Source organism: Hornefia butyriciproducens, from assembly GCF_009695915.1.
Classification (GTDB): domain Bacteria; phylum Bacillota; class Clostridia; order Peptostreptococcales; family Anaerovoracaceae; genus Aminicella; species Aminicella butyriciproducens.
In genome coordinates this window covers 340,057-363,846 of record NZ_VUMZ01000001.1, presented here as the reverse complement: position 1 = coordinate 363,846, position 23,790 = coordinate 340,057, and the positions used below count along the sequence as shown (strand labels likewise).

At 52.7% G+C, this 23,790-nt stretch carries 21 protein-coding genes and 1 tRNA gene; 18 read left to right on the top strand and 4 right to left on the bottom strand.

The window, feature by feature from the left end:
- Window positions 1–41 precede the first annotated feature (41 nt).
- From FYJ64_RS01645 to FYJ64_RS01635, 3 genes are read left to right on the top strand one after another with little or no spacing between them, the layout of a single operon-like run.
- Window positions 42–1,112, top strand: a complete 1,071-nt coding sequence (locus FYJ64_RS01645) for a polysaccharide deacetylase family protein (protein ID WP_154573497.1) — start codon at window positions 42–44, stop codon at window positions 1,110–1,112.
- 19 nt (window positions 1,113–1,131) lie between these two features.
- On the top strand, window positions 1,132–2,442 hold the full coding sequence (locus FYJ64_RS01640; protein WP_154573496.1) for an ATP-binding protein: 1,311 nt from the start codon (window positions 1,132–1,134) through the stop codon (window positions 2,440–2,442).
- A gap of 10 nt (window positions 2,443–2,452) precedes the next feature.
- Window positions 2,453–3,286 (top strand): PfkB family carbohydrate kinase, encoded by an 834-nt coding sequence (locus FYJ64_RS01635; RefSeq protein ID WP_154573495.1) that lies wholly within the window; start codon window positions 2,453–2,455, stop codon window positions 3,284–3,286.
- Window positions 3,287–3,469: 183 nt separating this feature from the next.
- On the opposite strand, the gene FYJ64_RS01630 is transcribed toward FYJ64_RS01635, so the two are convergent.
- A tRNA-Val gene (locus tag FYJ64_RS01630) sits at window positions 3,470–3,545 on the bottom strand.
- A 364-nt stretch (window positions 3,546–3,909) separates the two neighbouring features.
- Here FYJ64_RS01630 and FYJ64_RS01620 point away from each other — a divergent pair.
- From FYJ64_RS01620 to FYJ64_RS01610, 3 genes are read left to right on the top strand one after another with little or no spacing between them, the layout of a single operon-like run.
- Complete coding sequence (locus tag FYJ64_RS01620; protein ID WP_154573493.1) at window positions 3,910–4,839, top strand: alpha/beta fold hydrolase; 930 nt, start codon at window positions 3,910–3,912, stop codon at window positions 4,837–4,839.
- A gap of 13 nt (window positions 4,840–4,852) precedes the next feature.
- Window positions 4,853–6,013, top strand: a complete 1,161-nt coding sequence (locus tag FYJ64_RS01615) for an exonuclease SbcCD subunit D (RefSeq protein WP_154573492.1) — start codon at window positions 4,853–4,855, stop codon at window positions 6,011–6,013.
- Window positions 6,010–8,892, top strand: a complete 2,883-nt coding sequence (locus FYJ64_RS01610; RefSeq protein ID WP_154573491.1) for an AAA family ATPase — start codon at window positions 6,010–6,012, stop codon at window positions 8,890–8,892. The genes FYJ64_RS01615 and FYJ64_RS01610 overlap by 4 nt, the downstream gene beginning before the upstream one ends.
- 17 nt (window positions 8,893–8,909) lie before the next feature.
- Here the strand turns inward: FYJ64_RS01610 and FYJ64_RS01605 are convergent, their stop codons facing one another.
- Window positions 8,910–9,188: a hypothetical protein gene (locus FYJ64_RS01605; RefSeq protein WP_154573490.1), complete on the bottom strand. Its 279-nt coding sequence runs from the start codon at window positions 9,186–9,188 to the stop codon at window positions 8,910–8,912.
- Between the two features lie 697 nt (window positions 9,189–9,885).
- Here FYJ64_RS01605 and FYJ64_RS01600 point away from each other — a divergent pair.
- The 6 genes from FYJ64_RS01600 to FYJ64_RS01575 all read left to right on the top strand — a co-directional run bounded on the left by FYJ64_RS01600 (window position 9,886) and on the right by FYJ64_RS01575 (window position 15,631).
- Window positions 9,886–10,074: an excinuclease ATPase subunit gene (locus FYJ64_RS01600; RefSeq protein ID WP_075714565.1), complete on the top strand. Its 189-nt coding sequence runs from the start codon at window positions 9,886–9,888 to the stop codon at window positions 10,072–10,074.
- Window positions 10,075–10,156: 82 nt separating this feature from the next.
- The gene (locus FYJ64_RS01595) at window positions 10,157–11,524 is read left to right on the top strand and encodes a sigma-54 interaction domain-containing protein (protein WP_154573489.1); all 1,368 of its coding nucleotides are present in this window, start codon (window positions 10,157–10,159) and stop codon (window positions 11,522–11,524) included.
- 307 nt (window positions 11,525–11,831) lie between these two features.
- On the top strand, window positions 11,832–12,758 hold the full coding sequence (locus FYJ64_RS01590) for a 3-hydroxyacyl-CoA dehydrogenase family protein (protein ID WP_154573488.1): 927 nt from the start codon (window positions 11,832–11,834) through the stop codon (window positions 12,756–12,758).
- 132 nt (window positions 12,759–12,890) lie between these two features.
- Entirely contained in the window at window positions 12,891–13,742 is an 852-nt protein-coding gene (locus tag FYJ64_RS01585; protein ID WP_154573487.1) for a beta-keto acid cleavage family enzyme, read from the top strand.
- A 121-nt stretch (window positions 13,743–13,863) separates the two neighbouring features.
- Window positions 13,864–15,240 (top strand): short-chain fatty acid transporter, encoded by a 1,377-nt coding sequence (locus FYJ64_RS01580; RefSeq protein WP_154573486.1) that lies wholly within the window; start codon window positions 13,864–13,866, stop codon window positions 15,238–15,240.
- A 31-nt stretch (window positions 15,241–15,271) separates the two neighbouring features.
- Window positions 15,272–15,631: a hypothetical protein gene (locus tag FYJ64_RS01575; protein ID WP_154573485.1), complete on the top strand. Its 360-nt coding sequence runs from the start codon at window positions 15,272–15,274 to the stop codon at window positions 15,629–15,631.
- On the opposite strand, the gene FYJ64_RS01570 is transcribed toward FYJ64_RS01575, so the two are convergent.
- Window positions 15,624–16,505 carry an SHOCT domain-containing protein gene (locus FYJ64_RS01570; protein ID WP_154573484.1) on the bottom strand — a complete coding sequence of 294 codons (882 nt, stop codon included), beginning with the start codon at window positions 16,503–16,505 and terminating at the stop codon, window positions 15,624–15,626. The genes FYJ64_RS01575 and FYJ64_RS01570 overlap by 8 nt on opposite strands.
- Before the next feature lie 93 nt (window positions 16,506–16,598).
- On the opposite strand from FYJ64_RS01570, the gene FYJ64_RS01565 reads away from it, so the two are divergent.
- From FYJ64_RS01565 to mutY, 4 genes are all read left to right on the top strand, one after another.
- Window positions 16,599–17,054, top strand: a complete 456-nt coding sequence (locus FYJ64_RS01565) for a divergent PAP2 family protein (protein WP_154573483.1) — start codon at window positions 16,599–16,601, stop codon at window positions 17,052–17,054.
- Window positions 17,055–17,079: 25 nt separating this feature from the next.
- Window positions 17,080–17,535 (top strand): PaaI family thioesterase, encoded by a 456-nt coding sequence (locus tag FYJ64_RS01560; RefSeq protein WP_154573482.1) that lies wholly within the window; start codon window positions 17,080–17,082, stop codon window positions 17,533–17,535.
- Window positions 17,536–17,601: 66 nt separating this feature from the next.
- The gene (locus FYJ64_RS01555; RefSeq protein ID WP_154573481.1) at window positions 17,602–19,245 is read left to right on the top strand and encodes a class I adenylate-forming enzyme family protein; all 1,644 of its coding nucleotides are present in this window, start codon (window positions 17,602–17,604) and stop codon (window positions 19,243–19,245) included.
- Between the two features lie 47 nt (window positions 19,246–19,292).
- Window positions 19,293–20,375: an A/G-specific adenine glycosylase gene (gene mutY / locus FYJ64_RS01550; RefSeq protein WP_206045494.1), complete on the top strand. Its 1,083-nt coding sequence runs from the start codon at window positions 19,293–19,295 to the stop codon at window positions 20,373–20,375.
- A 42-nt stretch (window positions 20,376–20,417) separates the two neighbouring features.
- Here mutY and FYJ64_RS01545 read toward each other — a convergent pair whose 3' ends face one another.
- Window positions 20,418–21,326, bottom strand: a complete 909-nt coding sequence (locus FYJ64_RS01545) for a precorrin-6B methylase (protein ID WP_154573479.1) — start codon at window positions 21,324–21,326, stop codon at window positions 20,418–20,420.
- Between the two features lie 102 nt (window positions 21,327–21,428).
- Between FYJ64_RS01545 and FYJ64_RS01540 the strand changes: the two genes are divergently transcribed.
- Both FYJ64_RS01540 and FYJ64_RS01535 read left to right on the top strand, forming a co-directional pair.
- On the top strand, window positions 21,429–22,772 hold the full coding sequence (locus tag FYJ64_RS01540; RefSeq protein WP_154573478.1) for a replication-associated recombination protein A: 1,344 nt from the start codon (window positions 21,429–21,431) through the stop codon (window positions 22,770–22,772).
- A 30-nt stretch (window positions 22,773–22,802) separates the two neighbouring features.
- Window positions 22,803–23,762 (top strand): ADP-ribosylglycohydrolase family protein, encoded by a 960-nt coding sequence (locus tag FYJ64_RS01535; protein WP_235897074.1) that lies wholly within the window; start codon window positions 22,803–22,805, stop codon window positions 23,760–23,762.
- Window positions 23,763–23,790: the final 28 nt, after the last annotated feature.

Genomic DNA, 23,790 nt, shown 5'->3' with positions numbered 1-23,790 from the left:
CAGAAGGGCGTCCTTTTGCTATAATAGAGGCGGAGGTATCGATGGGAGAAAGCGAGCTGGAACGGCAACTGCGGCGCGCAGCCGCCGCAGGATGCCGATATTGGAGAGATTTTAAAGTAAAGTGCCGGAGGGCATGGACAGTGTGCTGCACATTCCTCACGGAACACCGGCAGTGGGCGGAGCGGTATCTTCTTCGGGAACTGCTCTGTATGGTGGCTGTCAGCTGCGTTATGGCTGCGGGAGTTTCAGAGGTTGGAGCGAAGCAGGCGGAACAGCCTGCGGAGATTTTTCGTGCCGTTGGCGATTACAAAGCTGCAGCAGTCATGGAAAAGGAGGCTCCGGTCTATGACAAAGCGTCATCGGATACTCAGAACTGCAGGCAGCTGGGAACTTTAAAATACGGCGGGCATGCGAAGGTTGGAGCGGCGTCGGAGCACTGGTACGAGATCCGGTATAAAGGGGAAAAAGCGTACATCCGCCAAAATGGAACGGTGCTCTATAATTACAGGAAAAAGCATATCGCATTGACTTTTGACGACGGCCCGAGCCGGATGACGACGCCGAAGGTGCTGGAAGCGTTGGAGAAGAATGAATGCAGAGCGACATTCTTTGTCCTGGGAAACCGCATAAACAAAAGCACGGCAGAACTTCTGCGAAGCGAGCGGGCACTCGGCTGCGAGATCGGAAACCACAGTTATGATCATGCGTTTCTGGTGGGAAAGAGCAGGAGAAAAATTTACAGGGAGTTTCACCGTACCGACCGACAGGTGTACAGAATTACCGGACAGACGCCGGCTCTGTGCAGGGCTCCCTACGGTGCGTTCAACAAGAAGATCCTGCAGATCATGGGGCGCCCCAACCTCTTCTGGACACTTGATACACAGGATTGGAAATATCGCAGCCGGCGGCATCTTATGAAGTATGTGAAGAAAAACAAGCGGGACGGAGCGATCGTACTGATGCATGACATCCAGCCGAGCACGGCGAAATCCATTGACGGGCTGTGCCGCTATCTGAAACAGAATGATTATGAGATGGTGACGGTTTCAGAACTTGCGGCCATCAAAAACGTCAGGCTGAAGCCCGGTCACGTTTACAGTTACATAAAGTAGAGAAGGGCAGGAAACGCAAATGTACAGTCTTATTTCAAAACTGATTATTTACCGCAATATCGGAAGCGACAGCATTCTCTTCCGGCTGGCGGATATCTGCCGCCGGTTTAAGGCAGGGGAATACGCCAGAGAGGAGCTGACTTCAGAAATTCTGGAGCAGATCAACCGGCTCCTCGAGGTCTCCACACGTTACGGCTTCAACAAAAATCTGTGGCACAATTATCTGGCCTATCTTCTGGCGATGACGGTCACACCGTTTACTCTTGTGTCGGAAAAGGTGGGAGCCAACGACGGTTCTGTCAATGAGTTCGCCAAGAACGACTTCGCTGTTTTCAAGCAGCTGTTCGATTACGACTTCTCCGCGATGGAGAAGGAACTGGGAATTCGGTGCTTTTCCATCATTGAGAATTATCGGGCGGTGGTGAAGAGTTCTCAGATTTTCAACAGAAATGTCAGCGAAAAGGTGCAGGAACTCAGCGAATCCATCGAGCGGACAGCCGATCCGGAGGAATTGTATCGCGTCGTTACTGACTTTTACCGGCGCTACGGAGTCGGAAAATTCGGTCTGAACAAGGCGTTCCGCGTGAACGAGGATCCGGAGGGAGAACTGCTGCTTCCGATTACCAATACCAGCGACGTCCGGCTGAAGGATCTGGTGGGGTACGAAATCCAGAAACAGAGACTTGTGGAGAATACAGAGGCCTTCCTGAAGGGAAGAGCGGCGAATAATGTTTTGTTGTACGGAGACGCTGGAACAGGAAAATCCACCAGCATCAAAGCCATCCTGAACCGTTACTATGCCGACGGCCTGCGGATGATCGAGGTATACAAGCATCAGTTCAAGGATCTGTCGCGCATCGTCACGGAGATACGCAACCGGAATTACCGGTTCATCATATATATGGACGATCTGTCCTTTGAGGAGTTTGAGACGGAGTACAAATATCTGAAGGCGGTCATTGAGGGCGGAGTGGAGCCCTATCCGGAAAATGTGCTGATCTATGCCACATCCAACAGGCGGCATCTGATCCGCGAGACATGGAAGGACCGCTACGATGAATCGAAGGAAGATATGCACCGTAACGATACTGTTCAGGAAAAACTGTCTCTGGCGAACCGGTTCGGCTGCCAGATCGGATATTTCGCACCGACGCCGAAGGAATATGAGATTATCGTGAAGGAACTGGCGCGCCGCTATCCCCAGATTCAGATTGATGAAGAGGAACTGCTGATACAGGCAAAAGCCTGGGAGATCCGTCACGGCGGATTTTCCGGCCGCACCGCGCAGCAGTTTATCAATTATCTGGCAGGAACGCTCTGCGCAGAGTGAGGATGGAGTTATGACGGAACAAAGACATATTCTGTTGGTCAATGATCTGCCCGGCGTGGGAAAGGTCGCCACGGCGGCGATGGAGCCGGTGCTGTCCCATATGGGCTTCAGCGTCGCGTTGCTGCCTACGGCGCTCGTTTCAAATACGCTGGATTTTGGAACCTTTGAGATTCTGGATACCTGCGAATACATGAAGAAAACGGCGGATGTATGGAAAAAACTGGATTTTCGTTTCGACGCCATCTGCATCGGATTTATCAATTCCCCTGAGCAGATCGGAATTATCCGGGAATTAATTGAAAATCAGAGAGAAACGCTGCGCTTTGTCATCGCTGATACGATCATGGCGGACGAAGGAAAGCTGTACAATGGAATGACCGGAAAAAATGTGGAAAGCATGAGGGAAATGATTCGGTATGCGGATGTGATTACGCCGAATCTGACAGAGGCGTTGCTTTTGGCTGGAGAGGACCCGGAGCAGTATGATTCCCTGAGCCACAGAGAAATCGGGTGTGTGATGCGAAAACTGAGAGAGTTCGGTGCAAGATCCGTCATTCTGACCAGTTGTCATGTGCCTTCGGAGGACCGGTACTTTGTTTACGGTTATGACGCCGGCAGCAGGAGTGTGTTCCGCGTACCCTATGAACTGAAGGGAACGCGCTGCCCCGGAACCGGGGATATCTTCTCTGCGGTTCTGACCGGCGGATTGATGAACGGGAAAACGCTGGAGGACAGCACCCGTGAAGCGGTGCGGTTCATGTCCGGAATGTTCGAGTACCTGGGCGACCGGGAGCCGGGGTACATGGGCTTTCCCATCGAAGCGTACCTGGCGGAGCTGCGGTAACCGCTGCGCTGAGCCTCAAACTGAGTCTCGGACGGATTGCCGCAAACCGTTCGGATGCGGTCGGAAGGAACAGAAGAGAACAGCGGAAGCACTTCGGAACCTGCTTTTCGGATAAATTGAGAAAACAAAATGAAAAAGAACCCTGCAACCTGATGAATTCATCGGTTACGGGGTTCTTTCGACTGGTGACCCATACTGGACTTGAACCAGTGACCTTCTGGTTGTCACCCAGACGCTCTCCCAGCTGAGCTAATGGATCATGCGACTTGATTAGTATAACACAGATGAAAAAGTTTGTCACGCATTTTTTCAGAACCTGTGCAATGTTTTTCAGATATTTTTTGAGGAGACTTTCGGGTCTGTTATGCGGAAAGGCGTCTCTTGCAGAATATCTTTTCATTGCGCCCCGGATTATCCTGCCATATAATAAGAATAACGATTGTCTGCTCATCAGAGGTTTCCGCCGGACTTTCGTTTCGGACAGGCATGACGACAGGGCATGGCTGCCGGGGCGGGGCTGTTCCGGAAGGACTGTGAGCGCCCGGAAACAGGCGGCGAAGCGCCCGGTGAACGGCCGGTGAGAAAGCGGGGGATGGGCGGACTGACGCGGGAGGAAGGACTAAATGAAGGAAAAGTTTGAATTTCTGTCAACGGATGGAAAGACTGTACTGCGGGGATATAAATGGATTCCGGACGGCGGCGCGGTGAAAGCGGTGGTTCAGATTACTCACGGTATGCAGGAGTTTATCGACCGCTATGACGGGTTCGCTGCGTATCTGGCGGAGCATGGCTATCTCACAGCGGGTTACGACCAGCTGGGACACGGCGCTTCAGCGGAAACTCCGGAGGATTGGGGATATATAGGAAAAGATCCCTGCAGTCTCCTGCTTGGCGATATGCACCGGGCCAGAGAACTGCTTCGCGGAGAATATCCGGAAATTCCGTATTTCATGCTGGGGCACAGCATGGGATCCTACGAACTCCGGTGCTACATTGCGGAGCACGGAGACGGACTGGCCGGAGCGGCGATCGTCGGCACAGGTTTTGTACCGGGGAAGGATACAAAGAAAGCCAGACGGGTCGTGAAAGCCATGGCCGCGGTACGGGGCTGGCGATTCCGAAGCCGGATGCTGCAGAAAATGACCTTTGCGGGACCGTACCGTCAGTTCGACCTGACCGGAGAAAATCCGGAGAACAGCTGGCTGACCGGGGATCCGGAAATCGTGCGTCATTATTACAGCGATCCCAGATGCACTTTTCTGTTTACGCTGAACGGATATCTGGGACTTTTTGATGCAGTGAGCGGTTCCTGTAATCTGGAAAGCGTGCAGAGGGTTTCCGCTGAACTTCCGGTGCTCATCGCCTCCGGGGAGGATGATCCTGTAGGTGATATGGGTGACGGCGTGCTTCAGGTTTACCGCATGTTCCGGGATCACGGCATGAAGGACCTGACCTGCCACATCTACGATGGAGATCGCCATGAGATTCTGAACGAAACAGACAGAGATAAAGTATGGACTGATTTTCTGCGCTGGTTCGACCGGCACTGCTGAGGAAGGAACCGATATGAAACTGATTCATTTATCCGATCTTCATCTTGGGAAACAGGTAAACGGTTTTTCCATGATAGACGATCAGAAGTACATTCTGAAGGAAATACTGCGTGTGATCGACGAGGAAGCGCCCGACGCTGTCCTGATCGCCGGAGACATATATGACAAGCCGCTGCCGGCTGTCGAGGCGGTGAAACTCCTCGACAGTTTTCTTTCTGCGCTGATGAATCGCCGGCTTCCGGTTTTCCTGATAAGCGGGAATCACGATTCAGCGGAACGTCTGGCGTTTGGCTCGGATATCATGAAAAACGAAGGACTGTACATCGCACCGACCTATGACGGAACAGTGAAACCCGTCACCCTTCAGGACGAGTGGGGTGATGTGCGGATTTACATGCTCCCGTTCATCAAGCCGGTTCATATGAGAGCGGTGCTTCGGAGCATGGACCGGGAGCAGAAGGAGATTGATGCGGTTGTCTCTTATACAGATGCGGTTCGGGCGGCGATTCGGGAGATGCATATTGATCCCCGCAAGCGGAATGTGCTTATTACGCATCAGTTCATCACAGGTGCAGAGACGTCTGACTCAGAGGAGCGGTCCGTGGGCGGCGCGGACAATGTGGACGCGTCGGTTTTCCGGGATTTCGACTACGTGGCGCTGGGGCATATTCACCGGCCGCAATATGTGGAGCGCGAAACGATTCGATATTGCGGAACGCCTTTGAAATACTCTTTCTCAGAGGCCGGACACGAGAAGTCTGTCACGGTCGCTGAATTGGGAGACAAAGGAGAATTCTCCTGGCGTGCGGTGCCGCTTGCCCCGCTTCGCGACATGCGCGAAATACGCGGAACCTATGATGAACTGACTCTGAAGCAGAACTATGAGAATACAGAGACTGATGATTATGTTCACATTACCCTGACGAATGAGGAGGAAATACTGGAGGCCGTGGCCAGGATGAGGATCATATATCCGAACCTGATGCGTCTGGACTATGATAATCAGAGAACCCGTGCATCTGATGAACTGCAGGCAGCGGAAGAGACGGAGCAGAAGACTCCGCTGGAACTCTTCGGTGATCTGTTTGAGATGCAGAACGGAAAACCGATGACAACGAGACAGAAACAGTACGCCGGAAGAATAATAGAAGAAGTCTGGGAGGAAGAACAATGAGACCACTGAAACTCACCATGTCTGCCTTCGGTCCTTATGCGGGGAAAACGGAACTTGACCTTGCGGCGCTGGGAACGGGCGGCCTTTATCTGATTACCGGAGAAACAGGCGCCGGAAAGACCACGATTTTCGACGCAATTTCCTATGCTTTGTACGATGCTCCCAGCGGCGGGGACAGAAGCCGTGAAATGCTCCGGTCCAAATATGCCCGTGAGGACACGAAGACCTATGTGGAACTGGAATTCCTTTGTAAAGGAAAACACTATGCTATTCGCAGGAGTCCGGCCTATCTGCGGAAAAAGGTCCGGGGTGAGGGGATGACCAGGCAGGATGCGGCTGTCGAACTGATTCTGCCGGATGGACGTGCACCGATGACGAAAAATCGGGAAGTAGAAGAGGAAATCAGGAAAATCATCGGCGTGGACCGCGGACAGTTTGCCCGAATCGCCATGATTGCACAGGGAGACTTTCGTCAGGTGCTGATGGCGTCAACGGATGAACGCAGAGCGATTTTCCGCGATCTGTTCGGTACAGCTCCCTATGAGAAAGTGCAGAAGAGGCTCAGCGCAGATGCTAATGATCTTCGGCGCAGTCTGCATGACGAACTCAGAGGAGCAGAACAGTACTACAGTGAAATCTACTGTGCGGCAGAGAGTGTCCATTCCGCGGAAACAGAACGGGCCAGGGAAGGAAAATTGACATCGGAGGAGGTTGATGATCTGCTGGATCGTCTTTTGTCAGAGGATGCGCAAGAAGACGGGAAGCTGGGCGAAGAGCGGCGGAAGGCTGAGGAGAAACTTCGGGCGGTGGAAAGTGCGCTGAAGACGGCGTCGGAACTGCGGGAGAAGAAACAGAATCTGATCCGGAAGGAGGCGGAGTACGCGAAGGCGTCTGTGAGCGCGGAACAGGCGGAGGCGATGTGTATAAAAGCAGCTGAGGAGGAACGGCGGGGGCGCCGTCTGGGAGAGCGCGCAGCTCTTATCCGGAATGGAATCGGCCGCTACGAGGAACTCGACCGTCTGCAGGAGGAACTGGAGAACGTGTCTTCGGAGACGAGAGAAAAGGAACAGGTACTGATCAGAAAAAAATTTTCCCGGGCAGAGGCTGCGAAAACACTGGAGTCCCTGAAGGTGGAAAACGCCGCACTGAAGGACGCGGGTATCAACCTGGAGCAGAAGCTGAACGGGCAGAAGGAACTGCAGAGAGAGATGGAAGAACTGCAGCAGCTGTTGAAGCAGTTTCGGGAGCATGATGATCTCGCTGCGAAATATCGCGACGCACAGAACGAGTATAGAGCCTGCAGGAAGAAAAATCTGAATGCAGAGGATGCGTACCAGAAAGCGAACCGAGCGTATCTGGACGAGCAGGCCGGGATTCTCGCGGAAACGCTGAGGGAGGGGATTCCCTGCCCGGTGTGTGGTGCTGTGGAGCATCCGAAACCGGCGCGGAAAGCTGCCGGTGCTCCGGATAAGGAGCTGCTGGAGCATCTGCGCCGGGAACTGATGAGGTCGCAGGAGGAACTTGAGGCCGCCAGCGGCAGGGCAGGTGAAATCGGCGGTACGCTTTCTGAAATGAAGAAGAAACTGATGGACAGGTTCAGAAGCTATTTCGGTTCACCGGATTTAAGAGAAAATCGTCCGGAACCGGAGCAGATGAGCTTCTGGTATTCGGAGACAGAGGGTACAGTGCAGGAGCAAATGCGCATCGGGGAACCGGAGAATCTCGAGTCCCGGGATTCAGAACAGCTGAAGGATCGGGTGGATTCCCGCCTGGGGCAGACGATGAAAAAACTTTCACGGTTGGAGGAGGAGATTGAGAAGGAGAAGAACCGAAGCTGCCGGAAGACGGAGGTTGAGCGCCGTATTCCGGTAATTGAGACGGAAATTGCGGATCGGGATCGGGAGATTGAGGATGAGTCCTCGCAGCTTGCGTCTGCGTCTGCACAGAAAGAGGCCCTCGGCAGCCGCATCGATTTGCTGCGGAGACAGCTTGAATTTCCGGGAAAGAAGGATGCGGAACAGGAAATCGGCAGACTGGAGAAGGAAGGAACACGCCTGGAAAAGGCGAAGCAAGACGCGGATGCGGTCAGAGAGCAGGCGCAGGGGTATCTTAGAAGACTGGAAGGTGAAATCGGAACGCTGAAGGAACAGATCCGTGAAACGCCGGTTCCTGACGAGGAACTGCTGTATACAGAAAAAGCTGAACTTCAGACAGCACTGAGTTCCATAAATGAAGCACAGAAGGAGATTCATGCACGTGTGTCCGGCAACCGGAGAGTCCGGGAAAGACTTTGTGAGAACAAAGAAACTCTGAAACAGACGGAGGAAGAACTTGAGGTGGTGGGAGCTTTGGCGGACACGGCTTCCGGGACGCTGTCCGGCAGACCTAAACTCATGCTGGAAACTTACGTGCAGTCGGCGTATTTCGACCGCATTATCGGTCGGGCCAACGTCCGGTTCCTGCGCATGACGCGGGGGCAGTATGAACTGCGGAGGCGGACGGAGGCAGACCAGAACCGCAGTCAGTCCGGTCTGGAACTTGATGTGCTGGATCATTACAATAACAGTCTGAGAGATGTCCGAACCCTGTCCGGCGGGGAATCCTTCATGGCATCGCTGTCACTGGCGCTGGGCCTCTCCGACGAAATCCAGGCCAGCGCCGGCGGAATTCGCCTGGATAGTATGTATGTGGACGAGGGATTCGGTACGCTGGATGATGAAGCGCTGACACAGGCGCTTGACGCACTGGCGTCCCTGGCAGAAAGCGATCGTCTGGTGGGAATCATATCTCATGTGGAGGGACTCGCAGAAAGAATCGACCGTCAGATTGTGATTCACAAGAGCAGGCAGGACGGAAGCAGTGCAGAACTGGTGGTGTGAACCGCCGGCAAAACGTGCTATTTCGCTTTCACGATAAAATTTTTCAGAATACCCCTGCGTCCGTAGTCGATTCTCAGTGTCGGTGCGAATTCCCTGACCTGCAGGGCAATGATAAAATGAACGTCCTCCACATCGGTGAGTTCGTCGCTGCCCCGGAGTTTATCGGGGTATATGTCAAAGGTGTAACTGCAACAGCCTGATTTCGTGAGAATCAGTCGGGGATATAGTCCCTGACGCTCTAGTTCACGGATCTTTTCACGGGCGTTTTCCGTCAGTGTAATGTCAGTTTTGCGCATAAGAACCTCCTGTTCATTCCCGGCGCCATTCTGCTGCCCGGCGCTGTCATGCAGCGAACTCCGGCGGCAGAACAGACGAAACATCGCCGCAGATGGATTCGGAAACAGCAGAATCCCGGGAGCATGGATCTGCCCTGATTATATCACAGAAATATCGTATAAAAAAGAGACCGTCGCATCAGGCGATGGTCTCGCTTAATACAACGGTTCTGTGATTTTTCTTTGTTGCCGTTTAGCGGGCAGCGACTTTGTTGACTGCATAGCTGAATGCTCCAGATACAACCAGTGCTCCGATAACTCCTGCTACCATTTCCATTACCTCCCGATTCAATACTCGACTTTGTTAAATCCTTTATTTGCCTTGATTATAGTGTCGTTTGCCCATTCTGTAAAACGGTAAAGAGGAATGACTGCCATAAGGCACTGTAATATACAGAATTGAATAAAATGATTTTCTTATTGCCGGTAATATAGAGCGAAGGAATCTGCAGATGAAATGGGATTGAAATTGAGGGAGTTGTTCTTGAATATTTGAAATCACTGCTCTATAATATTTTAGAAATGATTTAGGCAATGATTCGAAGCAGGGAAATGATGTGAGTCAGGCGATGATTTAAGCTGAGCATGCATTAATTCAGAGAAGAGTGCGAATCAGATACCAGTGTAAATCAGATAATGAAAGAAACAGGAGGGAATTATGACCTGGGGACCGAGTTTTATGTATTACCACTGTCCGGAATGCGGAATCAAATTTAAATATGCGATTGATATGATTCCGGAGTTCGGAGATGATTACGGGAAATGTCCGCGGTGCGGCGCGATGGGCGTCTATGAAAAGGACGGAGCCAGAACGCCGGACGATGCAGATTATGAAGAGGTTGAATGAGACGCGGATCAGCGAGTGAACCTTCGCTTGCCGGTGAATATATCTGAAGGATACGGCAACCCCGTTTAAGGAGGATGAACAAATGGACGATCATAGAATACTTGAAATCCTCAGAGATTATTACGAGGAGTCGATTTTCATTACCGACGACAAAGGAATCGTGGTTTTTGCCAATAAAGTCGCTGAACGGCGCCTGGATGCCAAAATTGAAGATATGCTGGGGAAGAATGTCAGGGAACTTGTCAGGAACGGGATGTATGAATATTCCACTACAGAGGCGGCGATTCAGACCGGTAAAACGGCAGTGGGGCGCATCGACGACAATGTTTTTTCCAACAGCGTCCCTGTATTTGACAGCGATGGGAAACTGGAGTATGTAGTCACGAATAACATGAATCTCAAACACAATCAGGAATGGGCGAGCATTATCGAGAGCAACAAGGCTGAGAACAGCAGACTCCGCCGCGAGCTGGACTATATGCGGCTGAAGGATCAGCGTGTTGTGATTGCCAACAGCCCCATCATGAAGAATGTGCTGAAAATGGTTGAGGCGGTAGCTCCCACAGACAGCAGCGTCGTCATCCTTGGGCAGAGCGGAACGGGGAAAGACGTGATCTCTCAGCTGATTCATGAAAAATCCCATCGTTCGAATAAGTCCTACCTCAGTGTCAATTGTGCAGCCATGCCGGAGGCACTGCTGGAGAGCGAACTGTTCGGCTATGAATCAGGAGCCTTTACGGGAGCGAAATCCGGAGGCAAAATCGGTCTGTTCGAGGCGACTGACGGCGGTACTATTTTTCTGGATGAAATCGGAGAGATGTCCCTGCCGCTTCAGGCGAAACTGCTTCGCGTGCTGGAAAGCCATGATATCCGCCGTATCGGCGGGATTGAGAACATCCATGTGGATGTCCGGGTCATCTGTGCGACCAACCGCGATCTGGAGAAGATGGTTGCGGAGGGAACCTTCCGCGAGGATCTGTATTACCGACTCAGTGTCTTTACGATTCAGCTTCCGCCTCTGGCGGAGAGAAAGGAGGACATCCTTCCGATCGCTCAGATGTTTCTGGATCAGATGAACCATAAATACGGAACTGATAAGGTTCTGGCAGACGTTACAAAGGAAACGATGCTGAACTATTACTGGCCCGGAAATATCCGGGAACTGAGAAATGTTGTGGAGCGCATCTATGTGATCAGTCAGGACAACAAGTTGTTTTTCACTCCGGTTCCGACGGCTGAATACGGCGAAAAACCTACAGACAAACCGAAAGGCGCAGCGGAGAAGCGTGAACCGGAACGTGAATTCGGAAGTCTGAAGGAATATGTGGAATTTGCGGAACGGCGGTACATCGACCGGGTTATGGCCGACTGCGGCGGATCCGTGGGCAGGACAGCGGAACGGCTGGGAATTCACAGGAGCGTTTTGTACCGGAAGCTTCACAAAAAATGATCCGGGCGGTTATACAAAAGATAATCCGAAGATGTTCAGGCAAAATTCAAAGGAGTTCCCGGCATCGGCGAATGTCGCAAATCGGCAACATTTTTGTTGCTAATTTGCGACATGTCGCTTTTTTGCATCGTCAAAAAATGCCCGATATGTGATGAAACCTTGAAATTTAAATGAAGGCTTTGTTGGCACGATTCATGCTATATACAAATATCGAAATCAATTCCCGGTGCGGAGCGGACACCGCGGGGACGACAGCAGACCGGGAGAGGACGGAAAAATAACACATGGGAACAGAAAGGAAGTTAACATGAGTTCTATCAAAAATGTACTGGTATGCGGCGGAGGCCTGATGGGCAAGAACATTGCTTTTGTCGCATCATCTGTTAAGGAGCATAATATTACGATTTATGATGTCAGACCGGTGGATGTGGAAGGCGGAATTCGCGAGACCATGAAGCAGCTGGTGGAGGCGGAAGTCATCACGGAAGCAGAGCTGGACGAGCGTCTTTCTAGGATTCACTTCACCGAAGATCTGGACAGCGACGCAGTAAAGAATGCGGATCTGGTAATCGAGGCGGTTTTCGAGGACATGACGCTGAAGCAGGAAACCTTCGCCAAACTGGAGGAGCGCTGCAGACCCGACTGCATCTTCTGCACCAACAGTTCTGTGATGAGTCCTTCTGAAATCAGCAAGAACCTGAAGCACAGGGAACGCTTCGTCGGCACTCATTTCTGGAATCCGGGGCACTTGATTCCTCTTGTCGAGGTAGTAAGAACTGATGCGACCAGTGATGAAACAGCAGATACTGTAATGAAATTCATGAAGGATATCGGCAAGGAGCCCTGCCTCTGCAACAAGGATGTACCGGGATTTATCGCGAACCGCCTGCAGCACGCCCTCTGGAGAGAAGCTATCTCCATCGTAGAGCACGGTATCGCGGATGCGCCGACTGTGGACAAAGCCATCAAGAACAGCTTCGGACTGCGGCTGCCTCAGCTTGCGCCTCTGGAGAATTCCGACATGGTAGGAACCGACCTGACGTACAACATCCATAATTACGTGCTGAAGAGCATTGAGGACAGTCACGAGCCGTCACCGCTTCTTACAAAGATGAAGGATGAAGGCAAGATGGGCTTCAAGAGCGGCGAAGGGTTCTACAAGTGGACGCCGGAGCAGATTAAGAAATGCAACGAGGATCTGAACGCATATCTGATTAAAATGCTCTATAAATAATGTATGACTATAAAATCCGGTCGGCTTCAGCAGGCGCTGACGATATTTTCTGCAGTGCCGCAGAGCATCGAACCTGATTTTGTAACTGTATTAAAGAATATATAGATAAGAATTTGACGGGAGGCAAATAAAATGGATAAGAGTTTAAAGAACAAACGCATCATCACAGCAGCAGTGACCGGAGCATGGCCGAAGAAGGAAAACAATCCGAATGTTCCAATGACACCGGAGGAAATCTGTGAAGATGTATACGACTGCTGGCAGGCCGGCGCCGCTATCGCCCATCTCCATATGAGAGATGACGAAGGAAACGGAACCATGGATCACAACAAGTTCAAGAAGACTGTTGATCTGATTCATGAGAAGCATCCTGACTGCGACATCATTCTGAATCTGACCACATCCGGCGACATCTATGCGACTGACGAGACCCGTATGGAGCACGTCAAGGAACTGAAGCCGGAAATGGCGTCCTATGACTGCGGATCCATGAACTGGCTGAACAGCGGCCTGTTCCTGAACAGCCCGACTTTCCTGGAGAACCTCGGAAAACTGTTCCAGGAGACTAACACCAAGCCGGAAATCGAAGCATTTGACCCCGGAATGATTGCCAACGCTGCATACTATGTCAAGAAGGGCATTCTGAAGACACCGCTGCACTTCCAGTTCTGCATGGGCTGTGCGAATGGAATCCCCGGAACAGTCAAGAACCTGGTATTCATGAAGGAAACCATGGATCAGCTGTGCCCGGGCTCTACATGGAGCACCTTCGGCGTAGGTCACAGCGCGATGGAAATCATGTACGCTGCCATCGCTCTGGGCGGAAACATCCGTGTAGGCATGGAAGACAACGTTATGTATGCAAAGGGACAGCTGGCGGACAGCAACAGACAGTTTGTTGAAAGAGCTGTCAGAGTCATTGAGGAGTACGGCCTCGAGGTTGCCACTCCGGATGAAGCCCGCCAGATCCTTGGCCTGAAATAGTACCGGTGCCCTGTCGGCACGATGGCAGAAGCTGATCAATCCATCAGGTCCCCCGGGATCTGATGGATGATATAAACGTTATCATTATCAATTATCAATAGAATTATGGAGGAAAAAACCTATGCCTACTGCTGAAACATTAAAACAAGACAGGGGAAATATCTTCTGGAGAATATCAAAGAAGTTCCAGTTCGCGGCAGAAAAGATCATTCCGGACGCATTCGTATTCTGTATCGTTCTGGCTATCCTGACCTTTCTGCTCGGCTGGATATTCACCAAATCCACATTCCTGAACATGGTTCAGTACTGGTATGACGGATTCTGGACACAGTCCGCATTTGCCTTCCAGATGACGATTATGGTCGTTGTCTGCGCGACATTTGCGAAGGCGCCGTCTGTCAGAAGAGGACTTGACAAACTTGCGGGAATTGCGAAAACTCCGAAGGGCTGCATGGCAGTCATGATGATTTTCGGATATGTTGCGTCCTTCATCAACTGGGCGTTCTGCACAGTCTGCACCCCGATTCTGGCCATGCGTATGGCAAAGAATATGAAGGGCCTGCATTTCCCGATGATGGTTGCGGCCGGATATACGACCATGATCCTCGGACAGTGCATGGGACCGTCGGCTACAGTATATGCGATGGTAGCCGGAAAAGGTCATCAGTTTGAAAACATCATCGGCGTTCTGCCCCAGAATCTGACGACATACAACCCGATGAACGTGATCCTGTGGTTCGTTCTGGCAGTCGTTGTTATGATCGTGTCAATCATGACCGTTCCGCCGAAAAATGAAATCGTTGAGTTCCACGGAAATATCGCTGATGCGGATATCCAGCTGGAGGAGCCGGAAGAGATGACGCCGGCTGAGAGAATGAACAGCTCCCGCATCATCATGTACATTGTCGGCGTGATCGGCATCGTGTACGCTGTCATGAGTTTTGCGACAAAGGGTTTCCTGGGTTCTCTGGACCTGAACTTCATGATCTTCCTGTTCATCACGCTGAACTGCTTTGCGTATAATACGCCGAGAAAATTCATCGCGGCGCTGAAGGATTCCATGTCCCTCTCCACCGACGTTATGATTCAGTTCCCGTTCTACGGTGCGATCATGGGTATGATGACCATGTCCGGTTTCGGCCAGATCGTCATCGACGGGATGTCACACATTGCGACACAGGCGACGATGCCTCTCGTTACATACATTTCCGCATGTATCCTGAACCTGTTCATTCCTTCCCAGGGTGGTCAGATCATCGTACAGGGACCGATCATCCTGCCTCTCGGAAAGAGTCTGGGATGCTACATGCCTGATATCCTGAATGCCTTCGTCTACGGCGATGAAGCCACGAACCTGCTGCAGCCGCTGTACCTGATACCGGCTCTGGCAGTTGTCAATGTACCTCTGAAGAAGGTATGGGGATATTGCGCATACATCTTCGTGATCATGTTTGTCCTGACCTGCATCGGTCTGAGAGTTCTTCCGGGACTTGTATAAGCGGGCAAAGAGAAATAGGATGTGATCTCGAATGAACGAACCGACAAAGAATAAAACGGATGCTGAATTAAAGGAGAACAATGAAATGAATGAAAAGGACAGCAAGAGAAAATCCCGCACCGAGCTGATGGAAGGACTGGTGATCCTGTATTTCGTAGTCTGCCTCTTCATCGTGGCAATGGCGCAGCAATATAAGTTCATGACTTATGGGCAGCTGTCGATCTTGTTCCTGCCGCTTCTGGTCGGATTCATCTTCTTCGAGATCCGTCAGTATAAGAATCCTCAGGCGAAAAGACGCCCGTCGCTGACGAGAACTGTGATTTCCTGCGGACTGGTAAGCTTCATGATTGTGCTGACGGTACTGTATAATGTCGGGAATCTGTTCAGTTAGCGAGGGAAAGGATCAATTCCTTCTTCGCCTGATATTCAAGCTCTGAAAGGATACCCGCTCTGTAAAGGGAATCCAGATTGGAGAGGAGCGCTGTTACAGCGGATTTCGTAAAATGCGGCGCTGCGTCCTCAGTGGAATATTCTGTTGGACGCGGCGCTGTTTTGCTGTGAAGCGTCCGCAGCCAGGCACATGCATCAGAAACTGCGGTAAAGCTTTTTTCTGCGTGCACCTGCCAGATTCCACTTCCGTGCTCGTCCCGTTCTATACTTGGATATTCCATTTCCATCACTGCCGTGATGCGGCCGTAATGAAGGCGGAGAACAGGCCGCAGAAGTTCGGCACCGTGGAAATTGAAATCATGCTCCGGATTCTCCCGGAAATACCGGCTGAAATACATTTTGCTGCTGGTTCCGAGATAATGGATATGAATGTTTCCGTCGGGAATGCTGAACTCGGTTTCGATAATCGGGCTGGTCATTCCAATCTTGCCATAGGCGTTAGTACCTGCGGTGGCAGCCTTTGTATAATCATTGACTTTTATCTTTGCCTCGACGACGACGGAGTCGGCAGAAAAATCTTTTGTATCCGCGTGATCCCGGAAGAGATCTCCGGCCCAGTCTGTCAGGGCGGAGGAATCCGTGTCCGGAGACAAAGGGAGGACAATGAAAGGATCTTTGTTCAGAAGTCTTCCGGCGGGTGCGGCGAGATCCGCTGCCAGAACGAGACTGCGGTCGCGGTCATCTGTCTCTCTGCCGCCGTGCTGAATCAGACAGTCCGGGCACCAGGACAGCGCGCGGATATTCCGGCGCGGAACAGTTTTCCTGCGGTTTACGATGAGCGCATGCTCGGTCAGCTCGATCTGGTTTCTTTTCATGTTTGTCACCTCCGATTATCAAATGTATTGTAACCATTATGTGGCGGGGGGTCAAGTTTTGTGGTAAGATAATTCACTGAAGGGAGAAGTGCTATGAGGATTTTTTTGTTTGAGCTGATTACAAACAGGGTGTTCCTGGCGGCTGTCTTTTCCTGGGCGGCGGCACAGGGGAGCAAGATTCTCTTTGAAAGCATCAGATACGGGTTTTCAAAGGAGCGGCTGACAGGCGGCGGAGGGATGCCAAGCAGTCATACGGCGACGGTAACCGGACTGACTGTTTCGGCGGCAGCAGTGTACGGACCGGGAGGCTTTGAGTTCCCCATGGCGATGTTCTTCGCTATCGTCGTGGTTTATGACGCGATGAATGTGCGTTACGAGACGGGGCGGCAGGCCAAGGTACTGAACGAACAGAGGAGGCAGAGAATTGAAGCCGGAGAGGATCCGCTGTACGACCGTCCCTTTGTTGAGAAAATAGGGCATACGCTTCCGGAGGTTGTTGTCGGCGCGGCCATCGGAATCGTTGTCGGACTGATTGTCGGGCTGGTATAAGCGGCTCGGTACAGGAGGAGGGCAATTGACAAAACAGGAATTTGAAGGATATCTGAAGGAAACTCTGGGCTTTGCGGCGCTTCAGCCGGAGCGTTTTAATGCGGCGCTGGGCGTCCGGTATATGGACTGCGGCGTGGAGCCGGCGCCGTTTGCGGATTTTCTGTATCAGGCGAAGGAGGAACATCGCAATCCTTACGGAGGGATCCACGGCGGGATTATTTCATCGCTGGTGGATTACTGTACAGGGACGGGGGCTGTGGCAGTCACCCGGCATTTCGTGACTACGGTGGATCTGAGCGTCAGTTATCTGCGCGCGCTGAACGGTGAGAATTTCCGGATCCGTGTGGAATATACCCATGTGGGCGGCAGGATGATCAGTGCACTGGCGCGGGTCAGCGATTTTGACAGCGGCGAGCTCTGTGCTACGGCACAGCTGAATTTTATGCAGCTTGCGGAGAAACCCAGGGGACTTGCGGTGTAAACATTGACTTTGTACGGGGAAAAGACTACTATAGTGGTTAACGAACAGGAAAGGAATTGATTTATTATGCCTATTACACAATATCTGGAGCGTAACGCAAAGGAGTGGCCGGACGATGTGGCGCTGGTGGAGCTGAATCCGTCCGTCTCTCTGCCGAAGCTGACGACATGGAGGGAATACGAGCTGATCGAGCCCGCGCGCACCGATAAGTACCGGGAGGAAATCACCTGGAAGGTCTTTGATGAAAAAGCGAACCGGGTGGCGAATTATCTGATCACCCGGGGGATACGCCCGGGTGAGAAGGTGGGAATTCTTCTGATGAACTGCCTGTCCTGGCTGCCGATTTATTTCGGCATTCTGAAGGCTGGGGCGGTTGCAGTACCGCTGAACTTCCGTTATGCTGCCGATGAAATTGAGTATTGTGTGAATCTCGCCGATATTCGCGTGCTGATCTTCGGCGATGAATTTATCGGACGGGTGGAGGAAATCGTTCCCAACATCGGCCCGGGGAGGCTGCTGCTGTATTTCGGACAGTCCTGCCCGACCTTCGCGGAGAATTTCATCTTCCAGACCTCAAACTACTCCAGCAAGGCGCCTGATGTGAAAATCACAGATGACGATTACGCCGCGATTTATTTTTCCTCCGGTACGACCGGCTTCCCCAAGGCGATCCTTCACAAACACAGGGCGCTGATGCATTCCTGTCAGGTGGAGCAGCACCATCACGGACAGACCAGAAAGGACGTTTTCCTTTGTATCCCTCCCCTCTACCACACGGGAGCCAAGATGCACTGGTTCGGCAGTCTGATCTCCGGCAGCCGCGCGGTGCTTCTGCGGGGAACAAAACCAAGGGATATTCTTCATGCTGTTTCGGAGGAGCGCTGCACGATCGTGTGGCTGCTGGTGCCCTGGGCGCAGGATATTCTGGATGCTTTGGATCGGGGAGAACTGAAACTGGAGGACTATAATCTGGAGCAGTGGCGTCTGATGCATATCGGAGCGCAGCCGGTGCCGCCTTCCATGATTCGTCACTGGAAGGAATACTTTCCGCATCATCTCTATGATACGAACTACGGTCTGTCGGAGTCGCTGGGACCGGGCTGTGTGCACCTCGGCGTGGAGAATATCGACAAGGTGGGTGCTATCGGCGTTCCGGGATTCGGCTGGGAGGCAAAGATCGTCGATGAGAGCCGGAAGGAACAAAAGAAGGGTCAGGTGGGTGAGCTTGCAGTTCGCGGGCCTTCTGTTATGATCGAATATTACAAAGATCCCGAAGCAACAGCGGAGGTTCTGTCGGAGGACGGCTGGCTGTATACCGGAGACATGGCCAAGCAGGATGAAGACGGGTTTTACTATCTGGTGGATCGCAAGAAGGATGTCATCATCTCCGGCGGCGAGAATATCTATCCGGTTCAGATTGAGGATTTCCTCCATACTTATGACGCGGTAAAGGATGTGGCGGTCATCGGTCTTCCGGACAAGCGTCTGGGAGAGATCTCCGCAGCTGTCATCGAGGTCAAGGAAGGCTATACCTGTAACGAAAAGCAGATTAACGAGTACTGCATGAAGCTTCCGCGGTACAAAAGACCGGTTCGCATCATCTTCGCCGATGTTCCGCGCAACGCCACCGGCAAAATCGAGAAACCGAAGCTTCGGGAAATGTACGGCGGCGCATTCCTGGTGGCGGCCGAAAACGAAGTCACAGACTAAACTGAGATCCACCTGGCGTCGGAACTTTGCTCCCGGCGCAGGGGGTTTTGATAACTAATGAAGATATGAAAGACCAGAAAGAAACGGAACAATTATTATCATGGTATGACGCCCGACGGCGAATTCTGCCGTGGCGTGAGGAGCCGACGCCGTATCATGTCTGGCTTTCCGAAATCATGCTTCAGCAGACCCGGGTGGAGGCCGTGCGGGAACACTACGCGCGATTCCTCAGGGAAATTCCTGATATTCACGCTCTGGCGTCGGCTGATGAGGACTGTTATCTGAAACTGTGGGAAGGACTCGGATATTACAGCCGCATCCGCAATATGCATAAGGCTGCGGTGGAAATTGAGGAACGCTGCGGCGGCGAAATGCCGAAAACCGCGGAAGAACTCGTGCGCCTCCCCGGTATCGGTGAATACACGGCGGCAGCCATCGCCTCCATCGCTTTCGGTCAGCCTGTGCCCTCTGTGGACGGAAACCTGCTGCGGGTCTGGGCGCGAAAAACGGCCTCGGCAGACAACATCAAAGTACCTGCCACAGTAAAATCCGCCCGGGCCTATTATGCTGAACGGATTTCCCGGACGCGGCCCGGCGACTATAATCAGGCACTTATGGATCTGGGTGCGACCGTCTGCCTGCCGAAGGGGCAGCCGGACTGTGACCGCTGTCCCTGGAGCCGGCGCTGTTCGGCGCATCTGGACGGTCGTGAACTCGATTTCCCCGTCGTGCCTGCGAAGGCGTCGCGTCGCGTGGAGAAACGCACTGTCTTCATCATTCATGACTCATCTCGCGCTCTCCTGCACCGCAGAGGGGACAAGGGACTTCTGGCAGGGCTCTGGGAATTTCCGGGCACAGAGGGCGTCCTGACAAAGTCTTCTGCCGTTCAATTCCTGCAGGAACACGGCTTAAAACCGACGGAAATCAGGAAACTGCCGCCGGCAAAGCACGTTTTCTCTCACGTGGAATGGCGCATGACCGGTTATGACGTCTTTGCTGACGGCTTGTCCGCGCTTCCTCTTCCTGAAGACTATGTAGCCGCGTCCCGCACAGACCTGGAGGAAATTTACACAGTGCCGTCTGCGTTCGCGGCGTTTCTCAACAGCGAAGCCATACGGAGCCTGCTCTGATTCCGTGAATCTGAGTACTTGTGTGATATATGCGAGGAAACACTATTCCTTTTCTCTGCGTCCGGAGACGATCCAGGGCGCAGGTTCAATCTCGAAGGTGTTCTTGGGACCCAGTCTGGAGATGGCGACCTGCAGAACCTCCGGGTCTTTGATCCCGTGCGCCTCAAACACATTTTTAAGCTGACCGGCCTCCACAAAATCCAGTGTGTAGACTACCAGGATAATATGGGGGTTCAGTTCCATAAGACACTGAATCTCCTGCTCCATGCTGGCGGAGGCGACGATGAAGGCGATGTCAGGCACCGGACAAGCGGCCAGAGTATCTTTGTCCACGTGATCCACAATCTGTACATTGCGCAGATCGAAGTAGTCGATATTATCTTCCAGCGCTTCCCTCTGCTTGTGGTTGTATTCCACGGCGATGACCGTTCCCTCGTTTGCCTGGAAGGCCGCGTCGATGGCGATAATCTCGCCGCCCACGACGCAGACGGTGTCCTCGGCGTCGATATGCATCTTGCTGAGGATGATGTTGCGCAGCTCTGAACCCACCTGACTGGAGGAAGAACGGACCGAAAGGTCGCCCAGCCCGCTTTTGTAGGTGCTGACGGCGTTCGGGTTGACCACCAGCATGCCGGCGGAGGCGTTGATTCCACGGTCGATCATGAAGCGCACATCGTCGTGCTTGATGGGGCCTGTCGGATCGGAACCTTCATTGTACCAGACCTCGCAGCCGCCCAGGCCCGCGTTCCACATATGATAGAAAATTTCTGTATCGCCGGCCTCCATGAAGGCCAGAACCGCTTTATGCGACTCCACAGTGGGGATGAGATTCTTGTTCTTCTTTGTCACATCCATCATCTTGATCTGCTCCAGATCGATGGGGGTGTTTTCTGCGAAGTACTGCAGCCACTGAAGAATTACTTCATTTGTGAAAATTACATCGTTTGCCATAGATTTCAGCTCCTTTCCTGTTAACCTGATTATACTCGATTTATACCGCAACATCAAACAGAAACTCCTTTTTTGTGCTATACTATACGCGGGAGAAGAAATATGGAACAACAGACTTTTTTTAACAATACATCGGTCAACCAACCGCTGGCCGACAGGCTCCGCCCCCGGGATCTGGATGAGTTCGTGGGACAGAACCATCTCCTCGGGCATGGAAAGATTCTTCGCCGTCTGATAGAAGGGGATCAGGTCTCCTCCATGATTTTCTGGGGACCGCCCGGTGTAGGCAAGACGACTCTGGCCAAGATTATCGCTCATCGTACGCGATCCTCCTTCATCGAGTTTTCCGCGGTGACCAGCGGGATCAAGGAGATTCGCAGCATCATGAAACAGGCGGATGAAAACCGCTTTTACGGGGAGAAGACCATCGTCTTCGTGGACGAGATCCACCGCTTTAACAAAGCGCAGCAGGATGCGTTTCTGCCTTTTGTAGAGAAGGGTGCCATCACGCTCATCGGCGCAACCACGGAAAATCCGTCCTTCGAGGTGAACGGCGCGCTCCTTTCGCGCTGCAAGGTGTTTGTGCTCCAGCAGCTGACGCAGGAGGACATTACGGAACTTCTGCAGCGAGCGCTGGATGATCCCAGAGGCTTCGGAGATCAGCATGTGGTGATGAACAAAGACTATCTGGAGGCGATTGCCGCCTTTTCCAACGGAGACGCCAGAAACGCTCTTTCTACGCTGGAGATGGTCGTCCTGAACGGCGATGTTGACGGAGACACGATCACGGTGACGGAGGAAACCGTAGAGCAGTGTACGTCGAGAAAGTCGCTGCTGTATGACAAGAACGGAGAGGAGCATTACAATCTCATTTCCGCGCTGCATAAGTCCATGCGCAATTCCGATCCGGACGCAGCTGTTTACTGGCTGGCGAGGATGCTGGAGGCCGGAGAAGATCCGATCTATGTCGCGCGGCGCATCACCAGATTCGCCAGTGAGGATATCGGGATGGCGGATTCCCGGGCGCTTGAGGTCTGTGTTGCAGCGTTTCAGGCCTGTCGGCTGATAGGCATGCCCGAATGCTCCGTGCACCTGACCCACGCCGTGGTGTATTGTGCTTTGTCCCCGAAGTCAAACGCCATGGAACAGGCGTATAATGAGGCGAAGGCAGACGCTCTGAAAAGTCTGGCGGAGCCGGTTCCCCTGCAGATCCGCAACGCACCCACGAAGCTCATGAAGGAGCTGAACTACGGTGTGGGATACAAATATGCTCACGACTACAAGGAAAAGATAACGACGCTGCAGTGCATGCCGGACTCCCTGATCGGAAAGGAATATTACCATCCTACGGAGCAGGGACTGGAGGCCAGATATAAAGAGCGTTACGAGCAGATCAAGGAGTGGAAGCAAGAACACCGTAAGCAGGAAAACGAAAAAGAAAAATGAGAAGATAGAGCAGACAGGGAGAAAGAGACAATGGCAATGCAGTTTAACAATATGACGGCCTATGATGTTAAATCCGCGATTTTCGGCGTGGTCACGGCGGACGCACTGGGTGTTCCGGTGGAGTTCAGCGTCCGTGAGGACCGACGCAGAGATCCTGTTACGGGAATGCGGGAGTATGGGACATATAACCAGCCAAAGGGAACCTGGTCGGATGACTCCAGTATGACACTGGCGGCGCTGGACAGCCTGTCCGCAGGCGTGGATTACGGAGATATCATGAAACGGTTCGCGGCCTGGGCGCAGAAGGGTGATTATACGCCGTACCGGGAGACTTTTGACATGGGCGAAGCAACGCGGCGGGCGATTATCCGTTATCTGGACGGTACGCCGCCTCTGGAATGCGGAGGAACGGGAGAGCGGGACAACGGCAACGGCTCACTGATGAGGATTATGCCCTTTGTGCTCGTGGCGATTCGGGACGGAGATCGGAAGATCAGAGATCTTACAGGGATTCATAACGCTTCTGCATTGACGCACAGGCATCCGCGCTGCATGGTTGCCTGCGGGATTTACGCCCGGCTTACGGCGGCGCTCATCGATGCGATGACAGGGAACAAAATGAACCTGGCGGCTGCCGCGGTTTCCGGAGCACTGAAGGATTACAGCCGTTCTCCGTTTGCAGAGGAAACGGACACCTACCGGCGGATGGCGGATCTGAAGGCTCTGGCGGATTTGCCGGAATCGGAGATCCGGAGCTCGGGATATGTGGTGGATACGCTGGAGGCGGCGGTCTGGTGTTTTCTAAATACGGAAAGCTATCGGGACTGTGTGCTGAAGGCGGTGAATCTGGGGGAGGACACGGACACCGTTGCGGCGGTGGCGGGAGGACTGGCAGGCGTCTGGTACGGGTTTGACGCGATTCCTTCCGACTGGATTGACGTTCTTGCCCGCAGAGAGTGGATTGAAGAACTGTGCAGGAACCTTCTGTGAGGGAGCACCATAGGGAAAGAACGCCATC